Here is a 24,542-nt window from a genome sequence, read left to right as displayed (position 1 = left end):
GCTCACGACATCGCGCGCAGGGTCCCGGGCGGCGATCATCCGCCGACGCTGCGTATATTTCCGCCGCTCTGACGCGCGTTACCGACATTTCGCGTCGGGAACAGAGCATCTCCCGCTCCGGTCCTGTGGCTGACTTTGCCAAAGGGCGATGATCAGCATGAGGAGAGCACAGCCATGAAAACCCATGCACAAGCCGTGGTGATCGGAGGCGGCGTGGTCGGCTGTTCGATCCTTTATCATCTGGCGCGGCTCGGCTGGACCGATGTGATGCTGCTGGAACGTGATGAACTGACCAGCGGCTCGACCTGGCACGCGGCGGCCAACATCCACGGGCTGCATGACAACAACAACATCACCCGCATCCAGCACTATACGATGAACCTGTACAAAGAGCTGGAGAAAGAAACCGGGCAGGGCTGCGGTGTGTTCCAGCCCGGCTCGCTCTATCTGGCGCAGTCCGAGGACCGCGAACATCAGCTGCGCCTGCAAGAGGCCAAGGCCCGATTCTACGGCCTGAACTTCCATGAAATCAGCCGCGATGAGGCTCGGGCGCTGCACCCGCTTGCGCAGTTCGACGACATCCGCTGCATCATGTTCGAACCCGATGGCGGCAATGTCGACCCGTCCGGCGTGACCCATGCCTATGCTGCAGGGGCCCGCGCTTTGGGTGCTACGATCGAACGGTTCTGCCCTGTGTTAGGGACTGAACAGCAACCTGATGGGTCGTGGATTGTCCGCACAGCGAAGGGCGATATTCACACGCAATGGGTGGTGAACGCAGGCGGTCTCTGGGGGCGCGAGGTTGCGGCGATGGCCGGGATCGAACTGCCGCTGCAACCGACCGAGCATCAGTATTTCGTCACCGAAGCCATCGACGAAGTTGCAGCCCTTGGCCGTCGCCTGCCTTCGATCGCTGACCGCGATGGCGAGTATTATTTCCGGCAGGAAGGCAACGGGCTGTTGATCGGCGCCTACGAGAAAGACATGCGGTTTTGGGCCGAAAACGGCACGCCGCTGGATTTTGCCCATGACCTGTTTCCCGACGATCTGGATCGGATCATGGAAAACGTCATCCGCGCCACCGAACGGGTGCCGCTTGCGGCGACAGCGGGCGTCAAACGGGTGATCAACGGCCCGATGATCTGGTCACCGGATTCCAATGCGCTCTGGGGGCCGGTGCCGGAACTGCGGAACTATTTCTGCTGCACCGGCATCATTCCGGGCTTTTCGCAATCGGGCGGCCTTGGGCTGCTCTCGGCCCAATGGATGATCGAGGGCGAGCCGCAATACGATATGTTCGCCTGGGATCTGGCGCGGTTTGACGACTGGGCGGACAAGGCGTTCACCAAGGCGCGGGTGCAGGATCAATATGCCCACCGCTTTGCCATTCATTTCCCTAACGAAGAACGCAGCGCGGGCCGTCCGGCTCGCGTTAGACCCGCATATGAGCTGCAAAAGGCCATGGGCGCAGTCTTTGGCCTGAACTGCGGCTGGGAACACCCGCTCTGGTTTGCCGATGAACCCGGCGCGGTCGAGACCACAGGCTTCACCCGTCAGAACTGGTGGGACCCGGTGGGGCGCGAGGCGCGGATGCTGCGGGAAACCGTCGGCGTGATCGACATCTCGAACTTTGCCAAATATGTCTGCCGCGGCCCCGACGCGGCAGACTGGTTGAACCGCGTGTTTGCGAACACCATGCCCGCCGAGGTCGGGCGGGCCTGCCTGACCCCGATGATCAGCAAACGCGGCGGCATCGCCGGAGACTTTACGGTCACCCGAATGGCCCCCGATGAATTCTGGGTCATCGGCTCGGGCATGGCTGAACGCTTTCATAAACGCTTCTTCGATATGGTCCCCCTGCCGGACGGCACCATTTTCGAGAGCCGCACTAACGGAACCTGCGGCTTTAACATCGCCGGGCCCCGATCCCGCGAAGCCCTGCAATCGCTGACCAATACCTCTCTGGCGGCAGAAGATTTCCGGTTCATGCACGCCAAACCGCTTGAGATCGCAGGTGTGCAATGCGCTGCGTTGCGGGTGTCGTATACCGGCGATTTGGGATGGGAGGTTTATTGTCACGAACGGGATCAGGTCACCCTGTATCAGGCTCTAATAAAGGCTTCTACGCATCTTGACGGCGGCCTGGTCGGCAGCCGCGCGCTGGGATCGCTGCGCATCGAAAAGGGTTATGGTTCGTGGGGGCGTGAGTATTCGCAGGAGTATTGGCCGCAAGAGGTCGGGTTGGACCGTCTGATCAAGCTCGACAAGGATTTCCTGCACAAAGAGGCCTATCTGGCGGTCAAGGACCGCCCCGCCCGAGAGGTCCTGTCGATCTTCGAGGTTGACGCCGACACCGCCGACGCTGCGGGGGGTGAGCCGATCTTCACCCCAGATGGCCGCCCCGTCGGCCGGGTCACCTCGGGCGCTTACGGTTATTCGGTGGGCAAATCGCTGGCGCTGGGCTTTGCCGATCCCGATGTCGCGGGTCCCGGCGACGTGGTGGATATCTTCATCCTGGGCCGCCCCCACACGGCCCGCATTCTGAGCGCGCCACCTTTCGATCCCGCCGGTACCCGCCTGTGGGGCGCATCCCCCTCCGTAGCAGCCGCCCGATGACCGATACGTTCGACCGCGTTGCCGCCTTCACGCTGGAACTTGGGCCTGATGACACACCGCGAGCCATACGTACTACCGCTGCCCTGCTGTTGCTGGACACGCTCGGCGTCGTGATCGCCGCTGGTCCGATGCAGGCCGGGCGGATCGCCCGCGACACCGCCGCGCTGCTTTATGCCAGTTCAGAGTCTAAATATAGCGCGCGCATGTTATTTGACGGCCGTAGTGTCAGCCTTGCCGGGGCGGCCTATGCGGGGGCCACGCAGACCGACAATCTTGATGCTCATGACGGGTTCAACCCGGTCAAAGGCCATATCGGCGTTGCCATTGTCCCGGCATTGGCCGCGCTGGCCGAACAGCGCCCGGACCTGAGCGGCTCTCAGGCCCTTATGGCTCTGATCACAGGGTATGAGATTGCGGGCCGCGCGGGCCTTGCCCTGCACGCGACCGTCAGCGACTATCATACCTCAGGCGCGTGGAACGCGCTGGGCGTGGCGGCCATGGCCGCGCGCCTTCGGGGTCATGCCCCTGCGCAGTTCAGGCAGGCGCTGGGGATTGCCGAATATCACGGCCCACGCAGTCAGATGATGCGCGAAATTGCCAATCCCACAATGTTGCATGACGGGTCGGGCTGGGGCGCTCTGGTTGGGCTTTCCGCCGCCATTCTGGCCGAGCGCGGTTTCACCGGAGCCCCTGCCATCACCATCGAGGCCCCAGAGGCCCAGCCGTTCTGGGCAGACCTCGGCCAAGTCTGGCAGACCGGGCAGCAATATATCAAACCCTACCCGATCTGCCGCTGGGCCCACGCAGCGATTGATGGTGTCCGGTTACTGATGCAGCGGTACGACCTGTCGCACCAGCAGATCAAAGCGATCCGCGTCCAAAGCTTCCATGAGGCGGCCTGTCTTTTTCCCGGTCTTCCCCAGACGACATCGCAGGCGCAGTATTCGTTGCCTTTTGCGGTGGCTATACAGGCCGTCCATGGCCGGATCGGGGTTGAGCATATCTCGGGGTCCGGCCTGACCGACCGAACCGTCGCTGATGTTTTGACCCGGGTCGAGGTGTCGGAAAACCCACGCCACTCGGCCCGGTTTCCCGAAGGGCGTTGGGCCGATGTCGAGATTGAGACACAGGACGGAACACGCTGTCATTCCGGTGACCTCAACGCGCGCGGTGGTCCTGACCTGCCACTCAGCCGGCAGGAGGTGATCGACAAGTTCACCGATTTTGCGGCCCCCGTTCTGGGCCCTGACCGCGCAAGCCAGATCGCCGATGCGACCCTTGGATTGGATACCTCCGGCGCGCGCTTCCGGCCTCTTGCCAACCTGCTATATGATCGGCCCGCCGGATAGGGTCCGCGTCGGTCCGGCGGTTTCCGGGACATCATCGGGCGCCAACCGTCACAGTCCGATACCTGGTAGGGCGAGTTGGCCCTGCGCTCCCCGCTGGGGTGCCGGTCGAACGCCGCAGCGACCGATAAAGCTATGGCTCACCGACGATATTCAGCATGTCGACGATCCGGTCTCGCGCCGTCGCGCTGTCTTGTAGCAATGCGACGGCGTCCGCCAGCGGTTTGTCCGTCTGCCGCGCGACCGGCCCTGTGAGTGAAGCCGCGATCCGGATCAGATCGCCAAAATCGCCCGTTCGTCCCGCCGCGTCTTCCGTGGCTCCAGCGAGCCAGAAATGGCGATCTGCAGCCTCTGTCTGGCCGATCGCCTGTAATAGCTGAGCGGTCGCCTCAAAATCCGAAAGGCGCATCATGGCCTGTGCCCGAAGGCCCTGAGCGGACGGCGACGCGTCCCCCGTTATTTCCAGCAACGCCTGGTTCGGGCGCTGGCCCAACAGGGCTGCGCGAGCGCGCAACCGTGCCCGGTCGCGACGGTGGGTCCGATCTTGCGGTCGGTTTGCCAGCGCGTGAACATGGCCCGCAAAGCCCAGATCCGCCAGGCGGTCTGCGATCTTGATTGCCGCGTCGATCGCTATAGCGTCACGCCCCTCATCCTGCAGGCCGAGGACATGCCGCAAAAACGTTATGTCGCTGGACCTTTCGGTCAAAAGGTGCAGAACCTGATCATGCGTCCTGCGCCAGTCTTTGGGACTCTCAGCCCTTTCGATACGGTCCAGCGCGCCGCCGAAATCCTGCGACAGAGCCAGCGCCAGCACGTGGGTCTGTGCCATCATCGGGCCCAGTTCGGATCGGCGGAACTCTCGTGCATAACCGGCGGCCAGGTCCAGATCGCGCGGGGATATCGCGCCGCGATCGGCCCAGCGTTTCTCGACCAGCCGGGCCAGTGCCAGTGGCGCTTCGATCATCGCGGCGGGGTCTGACGTGACCTCGTTCAGAAGGGTCTCGGCGGTCGCGGGACCACCCGCCGCCGCCGCAACTCCCGCCTTGGCCAAAGTGACGTCCGCAGGCGGCGTGTCCAGCGCCCGCTCGGTGGCCCGCAAGACACGTCGGGAGGCCTCAGGCCGGTTGGCCGCGACCAGCAGATCGGACAGAGACGGACCCAATTGACGCCTCAGATGCCGGGGCAGCCGTGCGAATGCCTGCTCAATCGCATTAAGTCGTGCGTCGGAGTACAGTGCGCCCTCGGTCAGAACAGCCCAAAATGCGGCCGCTGAATCGCAGTGCTGCTGCCCCTCGAACGGGTTGGGTGCAGGGTTGGGCAGCCCATCCATGACAAAGGCGATGGCCGCAAGCCGGTCCGCCTCGGCGGGGCGTTTGGGCAACATCGCCAGAACCTGGAGCGCCTCGGCCCCAAATCCGTGATACGCATAGAGCCGCGCCAGTCGCAGCGCGCGGCGCTGGTCGATCCGGTCGAACTCCTGAAATAACCCTGCCCGCAATTCCGCGACCTGAGTGGAGAAGGGCGCAGGCCCGGACCATGTCTCAAACGCAAGCTCGCTGTCGGTGATACAGGTGGGTTGCGTGTCGAGCTGTGGCAGCGCAAGCTGGTCAAGGCCCCGAATATCGTCGAGAACCGAGGATAAGCGCAGGTTCGACGCCCCGTCCGGTGGTACCCGCACCGGGCCGTAACGCGCCGTTGGCCTGCGCCCCACGCCAGCCAGTTCCAGATCGACCACGGCACGGTCGGCACTTTGCAAGATACGCGACAGAAGCCGATCTTCGAAACCCTGACGATCCAATTCCAGCAGCGGCAGCGCAAGCGCATCTGCTGGCAGGTCGACGGCCACCGGCACCGTTGGCGTGACGGGCAGGTCCATTGCAGCAATGCCCGACCCGGTAAATCTGCCGGGCGCGATATCTACGACCACCATGGTCTGGCGGTGCAGAAATGCGGTGGCAGTGCATTCGCATCCGAATGTCAGATCCAGCGGAGCCCCCGGAGCGGGTTGCGACAGCGCCGCCAGCCGGTCGCCGGACAACCGGTCAAAGACCGAGCGGGTCTCGAATGTGACATCGTTCAGCGCGATGCTCAGCCGCGCGCCGCCCTGGTGCTGATCCAGCCTCCAGCCGGTTCCCGGCGGAACCTGCACCACAAGGCGCGTATAGCCATCATGTTCGCCCGACCGCACCCGGAGCGTTTCCGCCGAAGCAGATGCGCCCAGAACAATCAGGATCGCCGTAAGACTCCGGATCATGCCGCCGCCTGCTTGATCTGTTTCAGCGCGTCCTCCAGCTCAGAGAACCCGGGGCGATTATGCGTCGGCGTGTTCTGACGCCCGACCTCGATACACATGGCGGCGTTGTGGTTGTGCAGATTGGCGACCAGCACCTCTTTGATCAGCTGATAGAAATGATTGTCTTCCTCAACCACCGCCTTCAGCTTGCCCGCGAACGGACCCACCAGGCCATAGGCCAGGAACACGCCCAGAAAGGTGCCGACCAGAGCACCGCCGATCAGCTTGCCCAGCACCTCGGGCGGCTGATCGATCGAGCCCATGGTCTTGATCACCCCCAGAACCGCCGCCACGATCCCCAGCGCCGGCAGGCCATCTGCGACGGTTTGCAAGGCGTGGCTGGAATGCATGGCGTGATGGAAGTTCGCCTCCATCCGCTTTTCCAGAACCTCTTCGACCTGATGCGGGTCGTCATAATTCATGGCCGCCGACCGCATGGTGTCGCAGATCAGGTCCACCGCCTCTTTATCGGCCTGAATCCTGGGATAGGCCGAGAAAAGGGGCGAGTTTCCGGGGTCCTCGACATGCTGCTCGACCTCGACCGGGTTGGCCCGCGCGATCCGGATTAGCGAAAACAGCAGGCACAAGAGGTCGCGATAGTCTTCGGGCTTCCATTTCGGCCCCTTAAAAACCTTGGCCATATCCTTGGCCGTGTGCTTGACGCCTCCCATGTCATTGCTGATCAGGAAAGCCCCGACAGCGGCCCCGCCGATCATCATCATTTCGAACGGCAGCGACTTCAGGATGATGGCCATCTTTCCGCCCGCGGCCAGATAGCCGCCGAACACCATGACAAAGATGACGGCAATTCCAATGATCCCGATCATGAGCGATCTCCAAGGTTGTGAAGGGTGGGGCGCATGATGGCTACTCCTGCGGGGCGCGGGCGTTGCGCCCGGCCATGACGACGCTAATGGTATAGGCAGCCTCTGGGCTGAGCCCGGCCATCACATTGGCCGCCGCCTCGGGTGGCATTCGTGACAGGAAGCCGGCGGCAAAGACCGCATCCATCGTCTCGAACAGGGCGGCGGCATCCTTTGGCTTCATGTTTTGGTAGACATCGGTCAGCTGTGTCAGATCGTTTTCGGCAGCTTTCTCGGCTATCGTGACGGTTTCGCGCAACGACTGCTCGGCCTCTTGCAGCAGGGTCAGACGGGTCTCGATGGCCTGATCGGCGATTTTCAGTGCATGCTCACGGTCCACGATCGCGGCCTCGCGCCGGTTCAGGTCGTCCTCGCGGCGCAACAATTCGTTCAATACCAGCTGCAGATCTGCAGCTTGGGGGCCGGTCTCGGCGGGTTGGTCCTGCGGGGCGGCAGGTTCAGCGCCCCGCGCGAGCGCGGGCCCGGCCTCTAACCCGATGCGAATGACGGCAGAGCCGATCATCAGCAAAGAGATCACAGTCAGCACGCCGCTGCGCGCCCGCGCGTCCCCGGGTTTGACCGGTGCGCGCTTCATGATGCCGCTCCGCCCGACGCGCGGGCATGGCGGAAAAACATCAACCCTTCGGGTTTCTGGGCCGGTGCGTCGGGTGCCGCGGCTGAAGCCTCGGCGGTCGAAGTTTCGTCTTTACCGGCCGGTTCCTCGTCCTCGGGCTTTTGATCTTTGACTTCATCCTCAACGGCCTCAGAACCCTTGGCCGCGGCTTCGGCTTCGACCGGCGGTTCTGGCACGACATCATGCATCGAGGCCATCATCAGCTCCAACCGCTGGGCCACCGTCTCGGCCCGTTCGGTCAGGCCTTGCAGGGCCGTGCCCGACTCGTCCGATGCCGCGCGCGCGGTATCCAGGGTTTTCTTCAACTCGTCCGCCTGCGCCGACAGAACCGAAACGGCCCCGCCCACGCCTTTTTCCAGATCGGTAAAGCGCCTAAGCCTGCGGGCAAGGACAAAGCAGTACAGCCCCGCCCCAAGCGCGCCAGCGACCAGCAGAATATCGGCAATCAGCTCCAACTTCGCCTCCTAGTTTAATACGAATTCCATCACCAGAACGTCCCGCACACGGCCCTCGCCGGTGACGATCCCGATGCGCCGCAGCAGGTGGCCGCGAATGCGCATCAGTGCCAGCGAATCCTCAAGATCAGACAGTTCGACCGCCCGCAGATAACTGTTCAGCACGTCCATGATTCGCGGCTGCATCTTCTCAACATCGGCGGCGTAGCCTGCGTTCACCTCAAGCTGAGCGTGGAATTTCAGATGCCGCGAATCGCCCGTGTTGACAGAGACGATTACTGGCGGAAGGTCGACGAAGGTGACTTCGGGCAAGGCCCCGACAGAGGCCATATCGCCCTTCTTTTCCGCCGTTTTCACCGCCTCGCCCCCGCCGATGGGCAGCAAGCCAGATGCGGTTGTGAAGTACCCGCCCGCGCCCCCGACGACGGCCAGAATCAGCCCAAGTATCAGGCCCTTTTTCCCTGATTTCTTAGGGGCTTCGGCTTCATCTGCAGTTGCGTCGGTCATGACGTCCTCATCCATCCGTTCTGCATCTGTCATAACCCCGCAGGGACTAACCGATTGTTAAGGGCAATCGTCCAAACAGGGGCTGAGCCGAACAGAATGTCGGTGAGTCGGAGGTGAGCGTGCAGCAGATCGGAACTGTCTGGGGAAGTTTGGACAGGCGTAAACAAATCATCGTGGCCGGTGCCGTGGCGCTGGTGTTTCTGGGCGTGCTTGCGATGTCGCGGATCGTGACCGCGCCGTCGATGACTTTGCTCTATGCTGGGCTCGAAAGCGGCGCGGCGGGGGATATCGTGCGGGCGCTGGATCAGCGCGGCGTGGCGTATGAGATCCGCGGTGGCTCGATCTATGTGCCCGGCGCGCAGCGGGATGAGCTGCGCATGACGCTGGCCAGCGAGGGCCTGCCTGCGAACGGTAATCGCGGGTACGAGCTGCTGGATTCGCTCAGCGGCTTTGGCACCACCTCGCAGATGTTCGATGCCGCCTATTGGCGTGCGAAAGAGGGCGAACTGGCCCGCACCATCGTCGGCAGCCCGCATGTCAGCCAGGCGCGGGTGCATATCGCCAATAGCGCTTCAAACCCGTTTCAGCGCAGCGTCGAGCCGACGGCTTCGGTCTATCTGGTACCGTCGGGGGCGCAGATCACCGGCGATCAGGCCAAGGCGATCCGGTTTCTGGTGGCCTCGGCGGTCAGCGGGCTGGCTTCTGAAAACGTCGCGGTGATCGATTCGAACGGGACTGTGATCGGCGCGCAGGAAACGACCGTGGCGGCTGACACTGCCGATGACAAGGCACGCCAGCTGCGCGACCGTGTGCTGCGGCTGGTCGAGGCACGCGTCGGGGCGGGCAATGCGGTGGTTGAGGTCAGTGTTGATACGGTGACCGAAACCGAATCGATCCGCGAACGTCGCTTTGACCCCAAGGGCCGCGTCGCGATCAGCACGGATATCGAGGAACGCTCGGACAGCGCCCGCAACCAGTCTGCGGATGTGACAGTGGCCTCGAACCTGCCCGATGGCGATGGCGCGGGCGGGGACGAATCGAATTCGAACGCCACGCAGACCCGTGAGCGGGTGAACTACGAGGTCTCCGAGACCGAGTTGGAGGTGCACCGCGCACCCGGCGCGATCAAGCGCCTGACCGTTGCGGTGCTGGTCAATGGCGCACGCGAGGCTGGCGCGGATGGCACCGAAACATTTGTGCCGATGCCGCAGCCCGAGCTGGACGCGTTGGAGGAGCTGGTCGCCTCGGCGGTGGGGTATGACGCCGACCGGGGGGATGTGATCACGCTCAAATCGCTGGATTTGCCGGTGGTTGAGCCGCAGGGCACGGTCGCGGCGGCCTCGATCTGGTCGAAGATCCATCTGGACGCGATGTCGCTGATCCAGATGGCGGTGCTGGCGCTGGTCTCGCTGGTACTGGGCCTGTTTGTCATCCGGCCAATCCTGACAAATGTGACAACGTCCCCGGCCTTGCTGCCTGCAGCAGCCACGCCCGAGGCCGAGGCTGCCTATCTGACCGGCGAGATTGCGACGGCGGAGTCCTCTGACTTTGCCCCGCTTGCCGACCCATTGCAGGGCTCGGTTCCGGCAATCGCCAGCGCGCCGGGGGAAGAGGCCGTCGACCGGCTGCGCGCCATGATCGGCGACAAGCAGGAGGAAACGGTCGAAATCCTGCGCAGCTGGCTTGAGGAAAGCGAGGAGAAGGTGTGATGTCGATTGCCCATCTCCTTGAAGATTTCGCCCTCCATACCGGCGGCGGCGCGGTGCATCTGCTGGATGAGGACGCGTTAGAGGAACAACGCCTGGCCGCGTTCGAAAAGGGTTATGGCGCGGGCTGGGACGATGCGGTTCAGGCGCAGGAACAGGGGCGCGATCAGCTGGGGGCCGATCTGGCGGCCACCCTATCCGACCTCTCGTTTACCTATCAAGAGGCGCTCAGCCGCATGACCCTGTCGCTGGAACCCCTGTTTCAGAGCCTGATCAATGTCGTGTTACCCGACGCTGTCGAACGCAGCTTTGCCACCCGGTTGACCGAACAGCTGACCGAAATGGCGTGCGAACAGATCGGGCAGCCGATGCAACTGCTGGTGCCTGCCGGATTGGCGCAACAGATCGAGGCGCTGTTGCCCCCGGACCTGTCGCCTGCGCCGCAGGTCGTAGAAGATCCCGCGCTGAACCCCGGTCAGGCTCGCCTGCAGGTCGGCATTTCCCGGCGCGAGGTGGATTGCGCCGCCCTGCTGACAGCCATCGCCGGGGCCTTCGACGCATATCTGTTTGAAGCAAAAGAGGCTTTGTCAAATGAGTGATCCCCAACCCAAATCCGAAAAGTCCAACCCGTTCGAGGCTGTTCCGATCGAAGTGACCGTTTCAGTCGGGCGCGCACGTCCCCTGATCCGGGACTTGCTGAACATGGGTGAAAATGCGGTTCTGACGCTGGATAGAAGGATCGAGGATCCGGTGGACCTTTATGTCGGCGACCAACTGGTTGCCCGCGGTCTGCTGGAAGAGATGGAGGGCGATCAGGCCGGGCAGTTGGCCGTGCGGCTGACCGAAATCTCGGACCTGCAGAACGGGATCGGCTGATGCGTCTGGCGCTTTGGTTGGCAATCCTGCTGCTGCCATCGGCTGCGGGCGCGCAGGACTTGTCTCTGTCGCTGGGCGATGATGGGTCGATCTCGGCCCGGACCATTCAGTTGATCCTGCTGATCACCGTGCTCAGCCTCGCGCCGGGGCTGGCGATCATGATCACCTGTTTTCCGTTCCTGATCACCGTGCTGGCGATCCTGCGGCAGGGGATCGGGTTGCAGCAATCGCCGCCCAATATGCTGATCGTCAGTCTGGCGCTGTTTCTGACCTATTTCATAATGGAGCCGGTCTTTACCCAAGCGTGGGAGGTTGGCATCCAGCCCATGGTTAATGAAACGCTGGACGTAGAACCGGCGCTGGAGCGCGCGTTAGAGCCGTTTCGCAGTTTCATGGCCGCCCGTCTGGATGCTGAGACGTTTCAAGCCATGGCGGCGCTGCGGCCTGATGGGGCAGGGATGCAATTGTCGCCCGATGCGCCGCTGTCGGTTCTGATGCCGTCGTTCATGTTGTCTGAAATCGCGCGGGCGTTTCAGATCGGGTTTCTGATTTTCCTGCCCTTCCTGATCATCGATCTGGTGGTCGCGGCGGTTTTGATGTCGATGGGCATGATGATGGTGCCACCCGCCACGGTATCGCTGCCGTTCAAGCTGGCCTTCTTCGTCATCGCGGATGGCTGGGCGCTGATCGCCAGCGCTTTGGTGCGCAGCTATGTGCCCTGATCCTAGTGTCGGGTGATCTGCAGCCGCGCGCGCAGACCCTGATCCCCGGCCTCGAAGCTGAGCGTGCCGCCATGTTGTTCGGCAACCGTGCTGGCGATGGTCAGCCCCAGCCCGAACCCGTCTGACGAGCCGGTGTTCGAGCCGCGCTGAAACGGGGTCAACAGCGCCTCGATATCGGCGACAGACAGGTCGGTGCCCTTGTCCTCGACAATGATCGAGGCGGTTTGGGCATCGGTTTCCAAAGCAAGCTCGGCCCGGCGTCCGTATTTCAGGGCGTTGTCGATCAGGTTGGTCAGCGCCCGCTTCAGTGAGATCGGGCGTCCCATCACCAGAATGCGCCGCGTCTCGGGTAGGGAACCATGGCCCCGGCGCGACATGAACAGCGACGGCGCGCCCTCAATCGCCACCGGATCGACGGCTTTCAGCGTCACCGGCCGATCCATATCCTGATAGTCGGCCACCAGCGATTCAACCAGCGAGGTCAGCGAGATTTGGCGCGGCTCCTCAACGCTCAGCTCCGAGCGTGTATAGGTCAGTACACTTTCGATCATGCCGGTCATCTGATCCACGTCGGCCTCAAGCTTTTCGCGCAGCTCAGCATCGGGGATCAGCGCCGCGCGCAGACGGACGCGGGTGGCGGGTGTGCCCAGATCGTGGCTGACGCCTGACAGCACGATGGCGCGTTTTTCAAGCTGTGCGCGCTCGGCCTCAAGGTGGTCGTTCACCGCCGACACGATATCGCGCAGCTCTTCCGGGCCGTCGGCGTCGTAGCTTTGCGGCCCGCCCCGACGCTTGCGGTCGCGCAGAGCGTGGGCAAAGCGCGTAAAACTGTCCGAGACATTGCCGACCGAAGTCAGCAGCACCGCCAGCGCCACAATCCCTATCAGGATGGCGGGCAGCCGCAGGTCGGTCGGTGCGGCACCGCAGCCCCAGATCTGCGTCCCGTCGACCTGTTGCCACGCGCCGCGTCCGAACCGCGCGATCAGGATCGGCTCGCTGCAATAGGTGGCCAGCAGGCGGGTCAGATTGCCCATCTTCTCGGGGCCCGTTTGGTCGCTGCCCGAGACGATGTCCGACACCGGATAGACCAGTCGATCCGACAGCACCGCCAGCGTCAGTTCGCGCCCGCTTAAGGGGGCCGAGCTATCGGTCAGGATCGACAGGTTGGTGACAAAGCGGCGGCCCGCAAAACCCTGCATCTGCTGAAACGCGCCCGTATTCGCCAGCGCGGCGGCCTCGGCGTTCAGCGGTGTGATCACAAGGCCGGGCGGCGGGGCCATGCCGGTGCGCAGCTCTTCATAAACCGCGAACCCGGCCACGAATGACTGCGTCAGATACCGGTTCCAGGCGTCGGCCGAGGCAAACCACATCCCGGCAGACAGCAGACCGGCGGCAAAGGCGGACAGGGTCCACAGCCAGCCAAGACTACGCAGGCGCAGGGTCATTCGTCTTCGTCCACCGTGATGTCGGCAGTGAAGACATAGCCGACCCCGCGCTCGGTGCGCAGCATCTGCGGGTCTTTGGGGTTGGCCTCGATCTTGGACCGCAGCCGCCCGACCAGCATGTCGATGGCGCGGCCCTGTGCCTCGGGCTTGTCGGTCTCGCCGGTCACATCCAGTGCGGCGGCGATCTCATCCCGGGTCAGCGGGATGTGCGGATTGGCCAGCAACACCTTCAGCAGCGCGGATTCCCGCTGCGACAGCGCAACCTGAAACCCCTCGGGCGAGTGCACCTCATCGCGTTTGCCGTCATAGAGCCAGCCGTTGAAACGAAAGGTCCGGGTGCGGCGGCGATAGGCCAGCGAGGGCGTGCGCTGCGCCCGCTGCATCACGGCCCGGACGCGGGCCAGCAGAAGCTGCGGGTTGAACGGCTTGGCGATATAGTCATCCGCGCCGACCTCATAGCCTGCCATGCGCTGATGATCCGCCGACAGGGCCGAGACCAGAATGATCGGTACATCCTGTTCTCGCCGCAGCCGTGCGCAGATTTCGACGCCGTTTTCATCCCCCAGCATCACATCCAGCAGGATCAGATCGATCCGGCCCGAGGTCAGATGCGAGCGTATCTCGTGCTCTGAACTGGCAGGTAAGGCGATGCACCCGTTCTGTTGAAAGAACTGGGTCATCATCGACCGCATCTCCGAATCGTCGTCCACCACCAGAAGTCGGGGAATGCCCACTCTGCCTGTCCTCCTCATCCCTCTCCGTTGTCCTCGTTTGTAACGAATGGAAACGGATTCAAGGCCAACGTAACACGCGGTAACAAAACTGTTGAAAATTTCTACCCTGTCCGCGCCTTGCCCCTGATTTCGCGTTGCCAGCGGGCGTTCGAGCCGCAGAATATCCCGCATCGCTGCCCAAAGGGCGGCATGTGAGTTCTCAGGGAGGAGACTGATTATGAAGCGTTTTGCATTTGCCACCGTTTCGACACTGGCCGTCGCGGCGGGGTCGTCCGTTGTGGCCGAGCCGCAGGCCGAGGTTCTGCACTGGTGGACATCTGGTGGTGAGGCCAAGGCGGTTGGCGTTCTGCAGGAAGAATTCGCCTCGAACGGCGGCACATGGACCGACATGCCTGTGGCGGGCGGCGGCGGTGATGCTGCGATGACCGCTTTGCGCGCCCGCGTTTTGGCCGGTAACGCGCCCACCGCAGTTCAGCTGAAGGGCCCTGCAATTCAGGAATGGTATGAAGAGGGCGTTCTGGCCGATATTTCAAGCGTAGCCGAGGCTGAAGGCTGGGCCGATGTCCTGCCTGCGTCGATCGCCGGTCACATGAAATGTGAAGGCACATGGTGCGCGGCGCCGGTGAACGTCCACCGCATCGACTGGATCTGGGCCAATGCCGACATTCTGGCCGCCAATGACATCGAGATGCCCACCACATGGGATGAGTTCAACGCCGCTGCCGAGAAGCTGCAGGCCGCCGGTGTGATCCCGCTGGCCCATGGCGGTCAGGCGTGGCAGGACGCGACCGTGTTCGAAGCGGTTGCCTTGGGTCTAGGTGGGCCTGAGTTCTATCAGAAAGCGCTTGTCGATCTTGACCCCGAGGCGCTGACTTCGGACACGATGGTGCAGGTCTTTGACCAGATGCGGGTCCTGCGTGGTCATGTGGACGAAAACTTCTCGGGTCGTGACTGGAACCTTGCCACCGCCATGGTGATGAATGGCGAAGCGGCGTTCCAAATCATGGGTGACTGGGCCAAGGGTGAATTCCTGGCCGCAGGCAAGAAGCCCGGCGAGGATTTCCTGTGTGCCTCGACCCCCGGCGATGGCTATCTTTATAACGTCGATAGCTTTGCCATGTTCGAAGTGGAAGGCGACGACAACCGCGCCGGTCAGGAACTGCTGGCCAAGCTGATCGTCGGTCCGAACTTCCAGGAGGTGTTCAACCTCAACAAAGGCTCAATCCCGGCCCGGACCGATGTGGCGCTGGATGCATTCGACATCTGTGCCAAAATCTCGGCTGAAGATATGGGCACCACTTCGGCCGGTGGTTCGCTGCTGCCGTCCTATGCCCATGGCATGGCGCTGCGCGGGTCGCAGGCCGGTGCGATCACCGATGTTGTGACCGCGCATTTCAACTCGGATATGTCCTCGGCTGACGCGGTTCAGCAACTGGCGGACGCAGTGGCCAACAGCTACTGATCCAATACGCTCTGCCCCCGGATAACGCGGGGCAGAGCATCTTTCCCCGGAGGCTGAAATGTCTGAATGGCTGGAAAACCACCTGCCCAAGGTGGTGCTGGCGCCGTCGTTCATCGCCGTATTGATCTTTGTCTACGGATTTATCGGATGGACCGCATGGGTGTCGCTAACCCGATCGAAACTATTGCCGAAATACGAGATCAAGGGCTTCATCCAATATGAACGCCTGTTTGACTCGCCCCGCTGGGATACGGCGATCAACAACCTGTACCTGTTCGGCGCGCTGTTCATCGTGATCGCGATGCTTCTGGGATTGCTGCTGGCCATCCTGCTGGATCAGAAAATCCGTGTCGAAGGGGCGATCCGCACGATCTACCTGTACCCGATGGCGCTGTCGATGATCGTCACCGGTACTGCGTGGAAATGGATCCTCAACCCCGGTCTGGGGATCGAGGCCATGGTGCAGGGCTGGGGCTTTCCAAACTTCGAATTCGACTGGCTGGTGAACCCGGACTACGCGATCTACACCATCGTGATTGCCGCGATCTGGCAAAGCTCGGGCTTTGTGATGGCGCTGTTTCTGGCCGGTCTGCGGTCGGTGGACGGAGAGATCATCAAGGCCGCGCAGGTCGATGGTATCCCCACATGGCGCATCTACACGGCGATCATCATCCCCTCGATGGCTCCGATTTTCCTGTCGGCCTTCATCGTGCTGGCGCATCTGGCGATCAAAAGCTTTGATTTGGTCATCGCCCTGACCGGCGGCGGTCCGGGCTACGCGACCGATCTGCCCGCCACCTATATGTACGCCATGGCGTTTTCGCGCGGCGATATCGGTCAGGCGGCGTCGTCTGCGATGATCATGATGCTGGTCGTCTTTGCCATCGTGGTTCCTTATCTCTACTCAGAATTGAGGGCTAAAAATGACTGATCTGTCGATGCCCCAAAGCGAAACCCGCACCCAAAGCGCCACAAGCAAGATTGCCCTGCGCTGGCTGCTGTACATCATGCTGGGCCTGTTTGCGCTTTATTACCTGATGCCTCTGTTCGTGATGCTCACGACCTCGCTCAAAAGCCTTGAGGAAATCCGCACCGGTTCCCTCATGTCGCTACCGCGAGAGGTCAGCTTTGAGGCCTGGAAAACCGCATGGTCCGGCGCCTGCACAGGTATCCAGTGCGAAGGCCTGCGGCCCTATTTCTGGAACTCGGTCCTGATCGCGGTGCCTGCGGTGGCGCTGTCGACCCTGCTGGGCGCGTTGAACGGCTATGTCGTGGCGCAATGGAAGTTCAAAGGGGCCAACATCATCTTTTCACTGATGCTGTTTGGCTGCTTCATTCCGTTTCAGGTCGTCCTGCTGCCCATGGCCCGCGTGCTTGGCCTGATGGAGATTGCGGGAACCATTCCGGGCCTGATCTTCGTCCATGTGGTCTATGGCCTTGGCTTCACCACACTGTTTTTCCGCAACTACTATGTCACGATCCCGGTGGAACTGGTCAAAGCGGCCCGCGTCGACGGGGCCGGATTTTTGCGGATTTTCTGGTCGATCTTCCTGCCGCTGTCGCTGCCCATCATCGTGGTGACCGTGATCTGGCAGTTCACGCAGATCTGGAACGATTTCCTGTTTGGCGTGTCCTTCAGCGAGGCCGGGACTCAGCCCGTGACCGTTGCGCTCAACAACATCGTAAACTCAACCACCGGCGTCAAAGAATACAACGTCGACATGGCCGCCGCGATCATCGCGGGCCTGCCGACGCTGCTCGTCTATGTCGTTGCCGGTAAGTATTTCATCCGCGGCCTAACCGCCGGTTCAGTGAAGGGATAAGACCCATGGCTCCTATTCTCGACATCAACAACCTTTACAAGAATTACGGCAATGTCGAAATTCTGAAGGACATCAACATCTCGATTGAGCCGGGCGACTTTCTGGTTCTGGTCGGCCCCTCGGGCTGTGGTAAATCCACCCTGCTGAACTGTATCGCGGGGCTGGAACCGATCACCGGCGGCACGCTGGCCATTGGCGGCAAGGACATGACCCATGTCAGCCCAAAGGACCGCGACATCGCCATGGTGTTCCAGTCCTACGCGCTCTACCCGACCATGTCGGTGGCCAAGAACATCACCTTTGGCATGAAAGTGCGCGGGGTCGATCCCGCCACGCAAGAGGCCAAACTGAACGAGGTCGCCTCGCTGCTGCAGATCGAGCAGTTGCTGAACCGCCGCCCCAGCCAGTTGTCTGGCGGTCAGCGCCAGCGGGTGGCGATGGGCCGGGCGCTGGTGCGCGACCCCAAGCTGTTCCTGTTTGACGAGCCTTTGTCGAACCTCGACGCCAAGCTGCGGGTCGAGATGCGGACCGAGATCAAGAAGCTGCACCAGACGCTGGATGCCTCGATCGTCTATGTCACCCATGACCAGATCGAGGCCATGACGCTGGCCACCAAGATCGTCGTGCTGAAAGGCGGGATCGTGCAGCAGATCGGCAGCCCGGCCGAGATCTACAACAACCCCGCCAACCTGTTCGTGGCTGATTTCATGGGCTCACCTGCGATGAACCTGATCCCGGCCACGGCCTCCAGCAACGGGTCGGGCACGCAAATCTCGATCACGCGCGAAACCGGTGACACCATCGTGCTGACCGACACCCGCGCGCCAAGCTTGCCGCAGGACGTCATCCTCGGCCTGCGCCCCGAAGATATCGCCGAGGCCGGCTTCCGCGCCGGCGCAGGCGTGCAAGAGGCCGCCTGCATGGTCGATATGGTCGAACCCGCCGGGGCGGACACCTATGTGGTCTCGGAACTGGGCGGCAAACAGGTCACCGCGCGTCTGCATGCCGAAACCAGCGCGCAGGCGGGTCAGATGCTGAATCTGGCTTTCGACATGAGCAAGGTGTCGTATTTTGCCCAGGAAACGGGCGAGCGGTTGAACTGAGCCGCCGCAACTTGATCCGGTCGGGCAGCCTCACCAGTTGCCCGATTGCTGTTTCGCTGCCCGGTACAGCCGGCCGGATTGCGTCTGAGATGCGGTGTCGTGCAGCGCCCGCTCAGCATCCGCGCACGTCAGGCCAATATCCCTGAGCGCCCGCCCGGGCAGCGCGTTCAGGGCCTGCGCCCCTTGTCGTCTCTTGCGCCGGTTTTTCCAACTGGACCAAAGCGCTCTGTACCATCCGAAGGCCTGTGGCTGCTGCGCGTTCGGGCGATGAAGAATGGTGTCTGTCTGGGCCATGTTCGTCCTCCTTCTGCATGTGCTGACAGTCTCGCCCGGCACAGACCGAACCGGATAGTGAGCGAACAGAAGCGAGGTGGTACGCTTTTCGTACTGGATGCAGGCGCGGCGGGTGCGATATCCTGCGCCCGGAAAGGAATGCATCCATGTCCGCCAAGCCTTATGGCAATATCTGCTCGATCTCGAAGGCCTGTCAGATCCTCGAACCCCGCTGGACCCTGCCGATTCTGAACCAGCTGTGGAACGGGTACAGCCGGTTCAACGACATACGCCGCGCCGTGGGCGGCGTCTCGCCCGGGGTGCTGTCCAAACGGCTGGAAGAGATGGAGCGCAACGGGCTGGTCGAGCGGATCGAAGACCGCGCGCGCGGCACCGTCGATTATGTGCGCACCGACAAGGCCAAGGACCTCGAAGAGGCGATGAACGCCCTGTCCCGATGGGCGCAGCGCAATATCGAGGCGGAAATCGCCATGACCGGGGCCGATATCGGCGATCTGATGTGGGGCTTTCGCAAAGCGGTGAACACGTCCGAGTTACCGGCCAAGCGGACCGTCATCCGGTTTCGCTTTCCGGATGAGCCCGAAGCGGTATCGACCTATTGGCTGATTCATGAACCGGGCAAGGATGTCGAGTTGTGCATCGACCTGCCCGGCAGCGAGGTTGATCTGTTTATTGAGACCTCGCAATTGTCGCTGAACGCGATCTTCTTTGGCCGCTCGACATTTGCACGCGAGACCGACGCGGGCCGGTTCTTCATGACCGGCGACACCGTTCTGGAACGCAGCATCGACCGCTGGTTCCCGCGGTCAAACTATGCCGATATCGAAGGCATCCTTCCGCTGCGCGATCCGGACTGAATCACAGATCCACCTATCCCGCGATGGTGCCGAAAGGCTCAGCCCACCTTGTCCAGATCCTTGATCAGCCGGTTCAGATCGCCGCCGCGTGCATCCAGCATTGCGCCGATCTCTGTGCGTTCGGTCAGCAGCAGGTTCACGCCCTCGATGAACATATTGAAGAACTTGCCCTTGCCGGATTTATCCGACACCAGGAACGTCACCTCGAAGGGCGACGAGCCGCGCAGTTTGACCGAGGTGCGCACCTCATAGCCTGCCTTGATCTTGCGGGCGTTGCGCACGGTGACCTCGCCGCCGATGAATTCGCGGAAGCGGCGGCCGTATTTGCGCGAGATATAGCCTTCGAAGGCCTTGGTGAACTGGCGCAATTGTGCCGGTGAAGCGCTGCGGGCTTCGACACCCAGCGCATAGCGCGCCATGATCGGCACATCGCCATATTGCACAAAGATCTTTTGAAAATCGCGCAGCATGGCCTTTTCGGATTTGCCGGATTCGATCACCCGGGTGATGTCGGACACCACGGAATTGACCAGCTGCGTCGCCCCGGCTTCGGTCAGCGCAAAGGCGGGCAGGGGCAGGGCAGCTACCGTCAGCCCGGTCAGGGCGGTGGTGACAAACTGGCGGCGGTGCATCAGATTACTCGGCATAGGGGTCCTCGTAGGGGTCTAGGAAAGGGTCCCTGACAGGGTCGGTCCCGGTATTGGCATAAGGGTCGTCATACAGCCCCAGATAGGCATCCTCGTCGTCGCGCGCCAGTTCAAAGCGGCGGTTTTGAAGATAGATCGTGCGCGCCTGCGCGTAACTGTCGGCACTGTCATACAGAATCGAATCGACCGTATCCGAGAACCGCCCCCGGTCGCCCATGCGCCGGACCACCTCGGCATAGACGCCTAGGTTGTCGGCGGGCCGCGTGGGGCTGAAATTAATCGGGTTCGAGAACAGGTTCACCACCACACCCACGGCATCGCGGGTGGTCGAGGGGCCATAGAAGGGCAGTTCGACATAGGCTCCTTCACCAAAGCCCCAGACATGCAGCGTTTCGCCGAAATCGGTATCGACGGGCGGCAGGTTCAGCTCATCCGCCGGGGCCGACAGGCCAAAACCACCCACGGTCATGTTGACCACAAAGCGCAGCAGCGCGTTGCCCATCTGCTTGGGGTTGCCCTGCAAAAGATAGTCCACCGCCTGCCCGGGCAATGAAATATTCTCGGCAAAGGTGCTGAAGCTGGTGACCATCGGATCGGGCACGATCTTCACATAGCCTTTCGAGGCCGGCCGGAATAGGAATCGGTCAACGCCCAGATTGAACTTGTGAACACCGCGATTTGCGTTCTCGTAGGGATCGAAAATCTCTCCACGGGCCGCGGCATCCTGTGGCTGCGATGCGCAGGCGGACAGGACCGTCATGGCGGTCAGAATGATCAGGTGCGTCAGGCGGATGGGGCGTGGCACGGTCTTCGGTACTCCAAAAAACTACCCGGTGGTGGGGCCGGGCCTTCAATCAATACGGCCTTTGCGGTCTTTGCGCTGCAATTGGTCCGACATAGACCGTTCGCGCGCGATTTGAAACAACAACTCGCATCTACCCCAGCCGATAGGGCCGGGTAAAGTGACACGATATCAACACATCCTGAATAAGAGGAGAGATGCCCAGATCGCGGGCAATCGGAAAAATGCCGCTTTCCCGCTTTCCGAAACCGCCGTTCCCGGTTAGCGTCCGGCCAAAGTCAAACCGTGGGAGACCTTATTCATGAGCATCGCAGCAAAACTCGACAGCCTCGGCATCACCCTGCCGGACGCGCCCGCCCCTGCGGCGAATTACGTGCCCTTCGTGCGGATCGGCAATATCGTTTATGTCTCGGGTCAGATTTCCAAAGCGGACGATCTGATCACCGGCAAGCTGGGCGATGACATGGATGTGGATGCGGGCGCAGCGGCGGCCAAGGTCTGTGCCATCAACCTGCTGGCACAGGTTAAGGCAGCCTGTGGCGGCGATATCGACAAGTTGGTGCGCGTGATCAAGCTGACCGGATTCGTGAACTCGACCGCCGACTTCACCGCGCAGCCGCAGGTGATCAACGGCGCATCCGATTTCCTTGTCGAAGCACTGGGCGAGGCCGGTCGTCATTCGCGTTCCGCCGTCAGCGCGGCCTCGCTGCCGCTGGGTGTTGCTGTCGAAATCGAAGGTATCTTCGAGGTTCAATGACGCCGCCCCTGCCTTCCGAATTCCTGCAGCGCCCGATAACCCATCGGGCGCTGCACGATGTTACCGATCAGCGACCCGAGAACAGCCGGGCCGCCATTCGCGCCGCCATTGACGCCGGTTACGGGATCGAGATCGATCTGCAGCTCACCTCGGACGGTCGTGCGATGGTGTTTCACGACTATGATCTGCGGCGTCTGACCGGCCAGCCCGGCCCGATCCAGCAGATCACCGCTGCACAGGCGCAGGCGCTGACGCTGCTGCAATCCGACGGCGAAGGCATCCCGACTCTGGACGAGATTCTGGACATTGTCGCAGGCCGCGTGCCCCTGCTGATCGAACTCAAGGATCAGGACGGCGCGATGGGTCTCAATGTCGGCGCACTCGAAGCGGATACTGTGCGTGCCTTGCAGGGCTATGACGGTCCGGTGGCGCTGATGTCGTTCAACCCCAACTCGGTGGTTGAACTGGCGCGGATCGCGCCGGGCTTGCCGCGCGGGCTTGTCACCTGTTCTTATGATCCAAAGGTGGAACTGCTGCTCACCGAGATTTGCGATCACCTGCGCACCATCCCCGATTTCGACCGCGCCAAAGCCAGCTTCATCAGCCATGAGGCCGCCGATCTGACCCGCCCCCGCGTCGCCGAGATCAAGGCGCAGGGCGTACCCATCCTGTGCTGGACCGTCCGCTCGCCTGAACAAGAGGCGCAGGCGCGCAAGGTTGCCGACAATGTGACCTTCGAAGGGTACATGGCCGCACATCCCGCTTGATCCCGGCGCGCCTGATCACAGATAAAGGTTAGGCGGAGGGCACATGGATCAGTCACAGATCGAGGTTCGGGTTCTGACATCGCTCTCGCAAATCTCGGCGAGCGACTGGGACAGCTGCGCCTGCCCTGAGGCGTCAGATGGTGGGCGACCCCTTGATCCTTTCACCACATATCGGTTTCTGTCTGCACTGGAAGAAAGCGGATCCGTCGGGCGGGGCACCGGATGGCAGCCTCAGTACCTGACCGCCTATCTGGACGGGATGCTGATTGCCGCTGCCCCCATGTATGCGAAATCGCATTCGCAGGGGGAATATATCTTCGACCACAGCTGGGCCCATGCCTACGAGAACGCAGGCGGGCGCTATTATCCGAAACTGCAGATCGCGGCGCCGTTTACACCGGCCACAGGACGGCGCTTCCTGGTGCGGCCCGACTATGACGCCATCGGCATTTCGGCGCTGGTTCAGGGCGCGGTACAGCTGGCGGCTGAAAACCGTATCTCGTCCCTGCACGCCACCTTCTGCACCGAGGCCGAGGCGCTGGCAGGTGAACAGATGGGCCTGATGGTGCGGCATTCACAGCAATTCCACTGGCTGAATGATGGTTATACGGATTTCGACGGGTTTCTGGCCGCGCTATCCTCGCGCAAACGCAAGAATATCCGCAAGGAACGCGCGCAGGCCTGCGATTTCGGCGGCCAGATTCGCACCATCACCGGCGACGATCTGTGCCCTGAACATTGGGATGCGTTCTGGCAGTTCTATCAGGACACTGGCGCCCGCAAATGGGGTGCGCCATATCTGACGCGGCAATTCTTTGATATCGCTCAAGAAACTATGGCCAATGACATGGCTTTGGTGCTGGCCGAGCGCAACGGGCATCCGGTTGCAGGTGCGCTGAACTTCATCGGGCGCGAAACGCTTTATGGCCGCTATTGGGGCTGCGTCGAACACCACCCCTGCCTGCATTTCGAACTGTGCTATTATCGGGCGATCGATTTTGCCATTGCTCACGGGCTGGCCCGGGTCGAGGCCGGGGCGCAGGGCGAACACAAGCTGGCGCGCGGCTATTTGCCCACGCGCACGCATAGCTTGCATTGGGTCGGTGATCCGGGTTTTGCTGATGCCGTTCAGAAATTTCTGGACGCCGAGGCCCACGCGGTGGGAGAAGAGATCGAGATTCTGACGGATTACGGCCCGTTCAGGAAATCGAACCCGGAGGAACAGCAATGACCGAACTTCTGTCGACCGAGACCCGCGGCCCGCTGCTGGACCCGCTGTTCAGAAATGGCTGGACCATGGTCGAGGACCGCGATGCGATCACCAAGACCTTCATCTTCGAAGATTTCGTGCAAGCTTTTGGTTGGATGACCCAGGTGGCGATCTTTGCCGAAAAGTGGAACCACCACCCGGAATGGTCCAACGTCTACCGCACGGTCGAGGTCGTTCTGTCCACCCATGATGTTGGCGGCCTGTCTGCGCAGGATGCCAAGCTGGCCCGAAAGATGGACAGCCTGATCTAGCCGCGGTCGCTTTGTGATCCCACACCACCAGCCAGCAGGGCTGCTGTCCCAAGCTGTTTGAACTCGGCCACTGTGACGGTGCCGCTGCTGACATCGATATTGCTCGGAATGCGGATCGTGCGGTTGCCGATGGACCGGACGCTGCGCCTGGCCGGGTTGATGTCCAGACAGCGCGTCTCGTAACAGGTCAGCCCGCTGGTGTTGATCTGAATGCGCGCCTGCCCGTCCGGGCCCGTCACCACCGGAGATTGCGGCACATCACAGGCCGCCAGTACCGCCAACGCCCCCAAACCGATCCAAATCCGCATGATG

General features: G+C 62.1%; 26 protein-coding genes. 15 read left to right on the top strand and 11 right to left on the bottom strand.

Annotated features, from left to right (window positions below; translation table 11 throughout):
* The first annotated feature begins 174 nt into the window (after positions 1-174).
* Both ACR0J1_RS07185 and ACR0J1_RS07180 read left to right on the top strand, forming a co-directional pair.
* Complete coding sequence (locus ACR0J1_RS07185; RefSeq protein ID WP_480731776.1) at positions 175-2,616, top strand: GcvT family protein; 2,442 nt, start codon at positions 175-177, stop codon at positions 2,614-2,616.
* A complete protein-coding gene (locus ACR0J1_RS07180) occupies positions 2,613-3,965 on the top strand; it encodes an MmgE/PrpD family protein (protein WP_480731774.1) in 1,353 nt (450 codons plus the stop codon). Before ACR0J1_RS07185 ends, ACR0J1_RS07180 begins: the two co-directional genes overlap by 4 nt.
* Before the next feature lie 130 nt (positions 3,966-4,095).
* Here the strand turns inward: ACR0J1_RS07180 and ACR0J1_RS07175 are convergent, their stop codons facing one another.
* From ACR0J1_RS07175 to ACR0J1_RS07155, 5 genes are read right to left on the bottom strand one after another with little or no spacing between them, the layout of a single operon-like run.
* Positions 4,096-6,216: a hypothetical protein gene (locus ACR0J1_RS07175; RefSeq protein ID WP_480731772.1), complete on the bottom strand. Its 2,121-nt coding sequence runs from the start codon at positions 6,214-6,216 to the stop codon at positions 4,096-4,098.
* A complete protein-coding gene (motA, locus tag ACR0J1_RS07170; RefSeq protein ID WP_480731770.1) occupies positions 6,213-7,082 on the bottom strand; it encodes a flagellar motor stator protein MotA in 870 nt (289 codons plus the stop codon). Before motA ends, ACR0J1_RS07175 begins: the two co-directional genes overlap by 4 nt.
* Before the next feature lie 40 nt (positions 7,083-7,122).
* Positions 7,123-7,713: a MotE family protein gene (locus ACR0J1_RS07165; RefSeq protein WP_480731768.1), complete on the bottom strand. Its 591-nt coding sequence runs from the start codon at positions 7,711-7,713 to the stop codon at positions 7,123-7,125.
* Entirely contained in the window at positions 7,710-8,207 is a 498-nt protein-coding gene (locus ACR0J1_RS07160) for a hypothetical protein (RefSeq protein WP_480731766.1), read from the bottom strand. Before ACR0J1_RS07160 ends, ACR0J1_RS07165 begins: the two co-directional genes overlap by 4 nt.
* 9 nt (positions 8,208-8,216) lie before the next feature.
* On the bottom strand, positions 8,217-8,714 hold the full coding sequence (locus tag ACR0J1_RS07155) for a flagellar basal body-associated FliL family protein (RefSeq protein ID WP_480731765.1): 498 nt from the start codon (positions 8,712-8,714) through the stop codon (positions 8,217-8,219).
* 119 nt (positions 8,715-8,833) lie between these two features.
* On the opposite strand from ACR0J1_RS07155, the gene fliF reads away from it, so the two are divergent.
* From fliF to fliP, 4 genes are read left to right on the top strand one after another with little or no spacing between them, the layout of a single operon-like run.
* Positions 8,834-10,423 (top strand): flagellar basal-body MS-ring/collar protein FliF, encoded by a 1,590-nt coding sequence (gene fliF / locus ACR0J1_RS07150; protein ID WP_480731764.1) that lies wholly within the window; start codon positions 8,834-8,836, stop codon positions 10,421-10,423.
* Positions 10,423-11,019, top strand: a complete 597-nt coding sequence (locus ACR0J1_RS07145; RefSeq protein ID WP_480731762.1) for a FliH/SctL family protein — start codon at positions 10,423-10,425, stop codon at positions 11,017-11,019. Before fliF ends, ACR0J1_RS07145 begins: the two co-directional genes overlap by 1 nt.
* Positions 11,012-11,296, top strand: a complete 285-nt coding sequence (locus ACR0J1_RS07140) for a FliM/FliN family flagellar motor switch protein (RefSeq protein WP_480731760.1) — start codon at positions 11,012-11,014, stop codon at positions 11,294-11,296. The genes ACR0J1_RS07145 and ACR0J1_RS07140 overlap by 8 nt, the downstream gene beginning before the upstream one ends.
* On the top strand, positions 11,296-12,018 hold the full coding sequence (gene fliP, locus ACR0J1_RS07135; protein ID WP_480731758.1) for a flagellar type III secretion system pore protein FliP: 723 nt from the start codon (positions 11,296-11,298) through the stop codon (positions 12,016-12,018). Before ACR0J1_RS07140 ends, fliP begins: the two co-directional genes overlap by 1 nt.
* Positions 12,019-12,020: 2 nt before the next feature.
* On the opposite strand, the gene ACR0J1_RS07130 is transcribed toward fliP, so the two are convergent.
* Together ACR0J1_RS07130 and ACR0J1_RS07125 are read right to left on the bottom strand one after the other, a co-directional pair.
* Positions 12,021-13,463, bottom strand: a complete 1,443-nt coding sequence (locus ACR0J1_RS07130) for a sensor histidine kinase (protein ID WP_480731756.1) — start codon at positions 13,461-13,463, stop codon at positions 12,021-12,023.
* Complete coding sequence (locus tag ACR0J1_RS07125) at positions 13,460-14,197, bottom strand: response regulator transcription factor (protein ID WP_480731755.1); 738 nt, start codon at positions 14,195-14,197, stop codon at positions 13,460-13,462. The genes ACR0J1_RS07130 and ACR0J1_RS07125 overlap by 4 nt, the downstream gene beginning before the upstream one ends.
* Before the next feature lie 217 nt (positions 14,198-14,414).
* Between ACR0J1_RS07125 and ACR0J1_RS07120 the strand changes: the two genes are divergently transcribed.
* The 4 genes from ACR0J1_RS07120 to ACR0J1_RS07105 are packed head-to-tail and all read left to right on the top strand — an operon-like array spanning position 14,415 to position 18,585.
* Complete coding sequence (locus ACR0J1_RS07120; protein WP_480731753.1) at positions 14,415-15,659, top strand: ABC transporter substrate-binding protein; 1,245 nt, start codon at positions 14,415-14,417, stop codon at positions 15,657-15,659.
* A gap of 58 nt (positions 15,660-15,717) precedes the next feature.
* The gene (locus ACR0J1_RS07115) at positions 15,718-16,590 is read left to right on the top strand and encodes a carbohydrate ABC transporter permease (protein WP_480530231.1); all 873 of its coding nucleotides are present in this window, start codon (positions 15,718-15,720) and stop codon (positions 16,588-16,590) included.
* Positions 16,583-17,482 carry a carbohydrate ABC transporter permease gene (locus ACR0J1_RS07110; RefSeq protein WP_480731752.1) on the top strand — a complete coding sequence of 300 codons (900 nt, stop codon included), beginning with the start codon at positions 16,583-16,585 and terminating at the stop codon, positions 17,480-17,482. The genes ACR0J1_RS07115 and ACR0J1_RS07110 overlap by 8 nt, the downstream gene beginning before the upstream one ends.
* Positions 17,483-17,487: 5 nt before the next feature.
* Positions 17,488-18,585, top strand: coding sequence for an ABC transporter ATP-binding protein (locus ACR0J1_RS07105; RefSeq protein ID WP_480731750.1), 1,098 nt, complete (start codon positions 17,488-17,490; stop codon positions 18,583-18,585).
* Between the two features lie 30 nt (positions 18,586-18,615).
* Here the strand turns inward: ACR0J1_RS07105 and ACR0J1_RS07100 are convergent, their stop codons facing one another.
* Positions 18,616-18,879 carry a DUF1127 domain-containing protein gene (locus ACR0J1_RS07100; protein WP_480731748.1) on the bottom strand — a complete coding sequence of 88 codons (264 nt, stop codon included), beginning with the start codon at positions 18,877-18,879 and terminating at the stop codon, positions 18,616-18,618.
* Positions 18,880-19,025: 146 nt separating this feature from the next.
* Between ACR0J1_RS07100 and ACR0J1_RS07095 the strand changes: the two genes are divergently transcribed.
* On the top strand, positions 19,026-19,736 hold the full coding sequence (locus ACR0J1_RS07095) for a winged helix-turn-helix transcriptional regulator (protein WP_480731747.1): 711 nt from the start codon (positions 19,026-19,028) through the stop codon (positions 19,734-19,736).
* Between the two features lie 38 nt (positions 19,737-19,774).
* On the opposite strand, the gene ACR0J1_RS07090 is transcribed toward ACR0J1_RS07095, so the two are convergent.
* Together ACR0J1_RS07090 and ACR0J1_RS07085 are read right to left on the bottom strand one after the other, a co-directional pair.
* Complete coding sequence (locus tag ACR0J1_RS07090) at positions 19,775-20,383, bottom strand: MlaC/ttg2D family ABC transporter substrate-binding protein (RefSeq protein WP_480731745.1); 609 nt, start codon at positions 20,381-20,383, stop codon at positions 19,775-19,777.
* Positions 20,373-21,188: an MlaA family lipoprotein gene (locus tag ACR0J1_RS07085; RefSeq protein WP_480731743.1), complete on the bottom strand. Its 816-nt coding sequence runs from the start codon at positions 21,186-21,188 to the stop codon at positions 20,373-20,375. Before ACR0J1_RS07085 ends, ACR0J1_RS07090 begins: the two co-directional genes overlap by 11 nt.
* Positions 21,189-21,486: 298 nt before the next feature.
* Here ACR0J1_RS07085 and ACR0J1_RS07080 point away from each other — a divergent pair, with 298 nt between their 5' ends.
* Genes ACR0J1_RS07080 through ACR0J1_RS07065 form a run of 4 tightly spaced genes read left to right on the top strand, consistent with a single transcriptional unit; the run spans position 21,487 to position 24,230 of the window.
* The gene (locus ACR0J1_RS07080; protein WP_480731741.1) at positions 21,487-21,942 is read left to right on the top strand and encodes a RidA family protein; all 456 of its coding nucleotides are present in this window, start codon (positions 21,487-21,489) and stop codon (positions 21,940-21,942) included.
* Positions 21,939-22,709: a glycerophosphodiester phosphodiesterase family protein gene (locus ACR0J1_RS07075; RefSeq protein ID WP_480731739.1), complete on the top strand. Its 771-nt coding sequence runs from the start codon at positions 21,939-21,941 to the stop codon at positions 22,707-22,709. The genes ACR0J1_RS07080 and ACR0J1_RS07075 overlap by 4 nt, the downstream gene beginning before the upstream one ends.
* A gap of 43 nt (positions 22,710-22,752) precedes the next feature.
* Positions 22,753-23,940 carry a GNAT family N-acetyltransferase gene (locus tag ACR0J1_RS07070; protein ID WP_480731737.1) on the top strand — a complete coding sequence of 396 codons (1,188 nt, stop codon included), beginning with the start codon at positions 22,753-22,755 and terminating at the stop codon, positions 23,938-23,940.
* Positions 23,937-24,230, top strand: coding sequence for a 4a-hydroxytetrahydrobiopterin dehydratase (locus ACR0J1_RS07065; RefSeq protein ID WP_480731735.1), 294 nt, complete (start codon positions 23,937-23,939; stop codon positions 24,228-24,230). Before ACR0J1_RS07070 ends, ACR0J1_RS07065 begins: the two co-directional genes overlap by 4 nt.
* Here the strand turns inward: ACR0J1_RS07065 and ACR0J1_RS07060 are convergent.
* Positions 24,227-24,538 (bottom strand): hypothetical protein, encoded by a 312-nt coding sequence (locus ACR0J1_RS07060; protein ID WP_480731733.1) that lies wholly within the window; start codon positions 24,536-24,538, stop codon positions 24,227-24,229. The two genes, ACR0J1_RS07065 and ACR0J1_RS07060, sit on opposite strands and share 4 nt — an antisense overlap.
* Between the last annotated feature and the right edge of the window lie 4 nt (positions 24,539-24,542).

It is taken from the genome of Ruegeria sp. CJ3 (assembly GCF_056536725.1).
The sequence above is the reverse complement of the archived record's forward strand: the minus strand, read 5'-3'. Positions and strand labels throughout refer to the sequence as shown.

Excerpts from the sequence above, each read along its gene's own strand:
- ACR0J1_RS07120 (WP_480731753.1), top strand. The coding sequence starts at position 14,415 with ATGAAGCGTTTTGCATTTGCCACCGTTTCGACACTGGCCGTCGCGGCG.
- ACR0J1_RS07185 (WP_480731776.1), top strand. The coding sequence starts at position 175 with ATGAAAACCCATGCACAAGCCGTGGTGATCGGAGGCGGCGTGGTCGGC.
- ACR0J1_RS07165 (WP_480731768.1), bottom strand. The coding sequence starts at position 7,713 with ATGAAGCGCGCACCGGTCAAACCCGGGGACGCGCGGGCGCGCAGCGGC.
- ACR0J1_RS07115 (WP_480530231.1), top strand. The coding sequence starts at position 15,718 with ATGTCTGAATGGCTGGAAAACCACCTGCCCAAGGTGGTGCTGGCGCCG.
- ACR0J1_RS07130 (WP_480731756.1), bottom strand. The coding sequence starts at position 13,463 with ATGACCCTGCGCCTGCGTAGTCTTGGCTGGCTGTGGACCCTGTCCGCC.
- ACR0J1_RS07065 (WP_480731735.1), top strand. The coding sequence starts at position 23,937 with ATGACCGAACTTCTGTCGACCGAGACCCGCGGCCCGCTGCTGGACCCG.
- ACR0J1_RS07095 (WP_480731747.1), top strand. The coding sequence starts at position 19,026 with ATGTCCGCCAAGCCTTATGGCAATATCTGCTCGATCTCGAAGGCCTGT.
- motA (WP_480731770.1), bottom strand. The coding sequence starts at position 7,082 with ATGATCGGGATCATTGGAATTGCCGTCATCTTTGTCATGGTGTTCGGC.
- ACR0J1_RS07140 (WP_480731760.1), top strand. The coding sequence starts at position 11,012 with ATGAGTGATCCCCAACCCAAATCCGAAAAGTCCAACCCGTTCGAGGCT.
- ACR0J1_RS07075 (WP_480731739.1), top strand. The coding sequence starts at position 21,939 with ATGACGCCGCCCCTGCCTTCCGAATTCCTGCAGCGCCCGATAACCCAT.
- ACR0J1_RS07180 (WP_480731774.1), top strand. The coding sequence starts at position 2,613 with ATGACCGATACGTTCGACCGCGTTGCCGCCTTCACGCTGGAACTTGGG.
- fliP (WP_480731758.1), top strand. The coding sequence starts at position 11,296 with ATGCGTCTGGCGCTTTGGTTGGCAATCCTGCTGCTGCCATCGGCTGCG.
- ACR0J1_RS07090 (WP_480731745.1), bottom strand. The coding sequence starts at position 20,383 with ATGCCGAGTAATCTGATGCACCGCCGCCAGTTTGTCACCACCGCCCTG.
- ACR0J1_RS07145 (WP_480731762.1), top strand. The coding sequence starts at position 10,423 with ATGTCGATTGCCCATCTCCTTGAAGATTTCGCCCTCCATACCGGCGGC.
- ACR0J1_RS07070 (WP_480731737.1), top strand. The coding sequence starts at position 22,753 with ATGGATCAGTCACAGATCGAGGTTCGGGTTCTGACATCGCTCTCGCAA.
- ACR0J1_RS07080 (WP_480731741.1), top strand. The coding sequence starts at position 21,487 with ATGAGCATCGCAGCAAAACTCGACAGCCTCGGCATCACCCTGCCGGAC.
- ACR0J1_RS07105 (WP_480731750.1), top strand. The coding sequence starts at position 17,488 with ATGGCTCCTATTCTCGACATCAACAACCTTTACAAGAATTACGGCAAT.
- ACR0J1_RS07100 (WP_480731748.1), bottom strand. The coding sequence starts at position 18,879 with ATGGCCCAGACAGACACCATTCTTCATCGCCCGAACGCGCAGCAGCCA.
- ACR0J1_RS07155 (WP_480731765.1), bottom strand. The coding sequence starts at position 8,714 with ATGACCGACGCAACTGCAGATGAAGCCGAAGCCCCTAAGAAATCAGGG.
- ACR0J1_RS07110 (WP_480731752.1), top strand. The coding sequence starts at position 16,583 with ATGACTGATCTGTCGATGCCCCAAAGCGAAACCCGCACCCAAAGCGCC.
- ACR0J1_RS07175 (WP_480731772.1), bottom strand. The coding sequence starts at position 6,216 with ATGATCCGGAGTCTTACGGCGATCCTGATTGTTCTGGGCGCATCTGCT.
- ACR0J1_RS07060 (WP_480731733.1), bottom strand. The coding sequence starts at position 24,538 with ATGCGGATTTGGATCGGTTTGGGGGCGTTGGCGGTACTGGCGGCCTGT.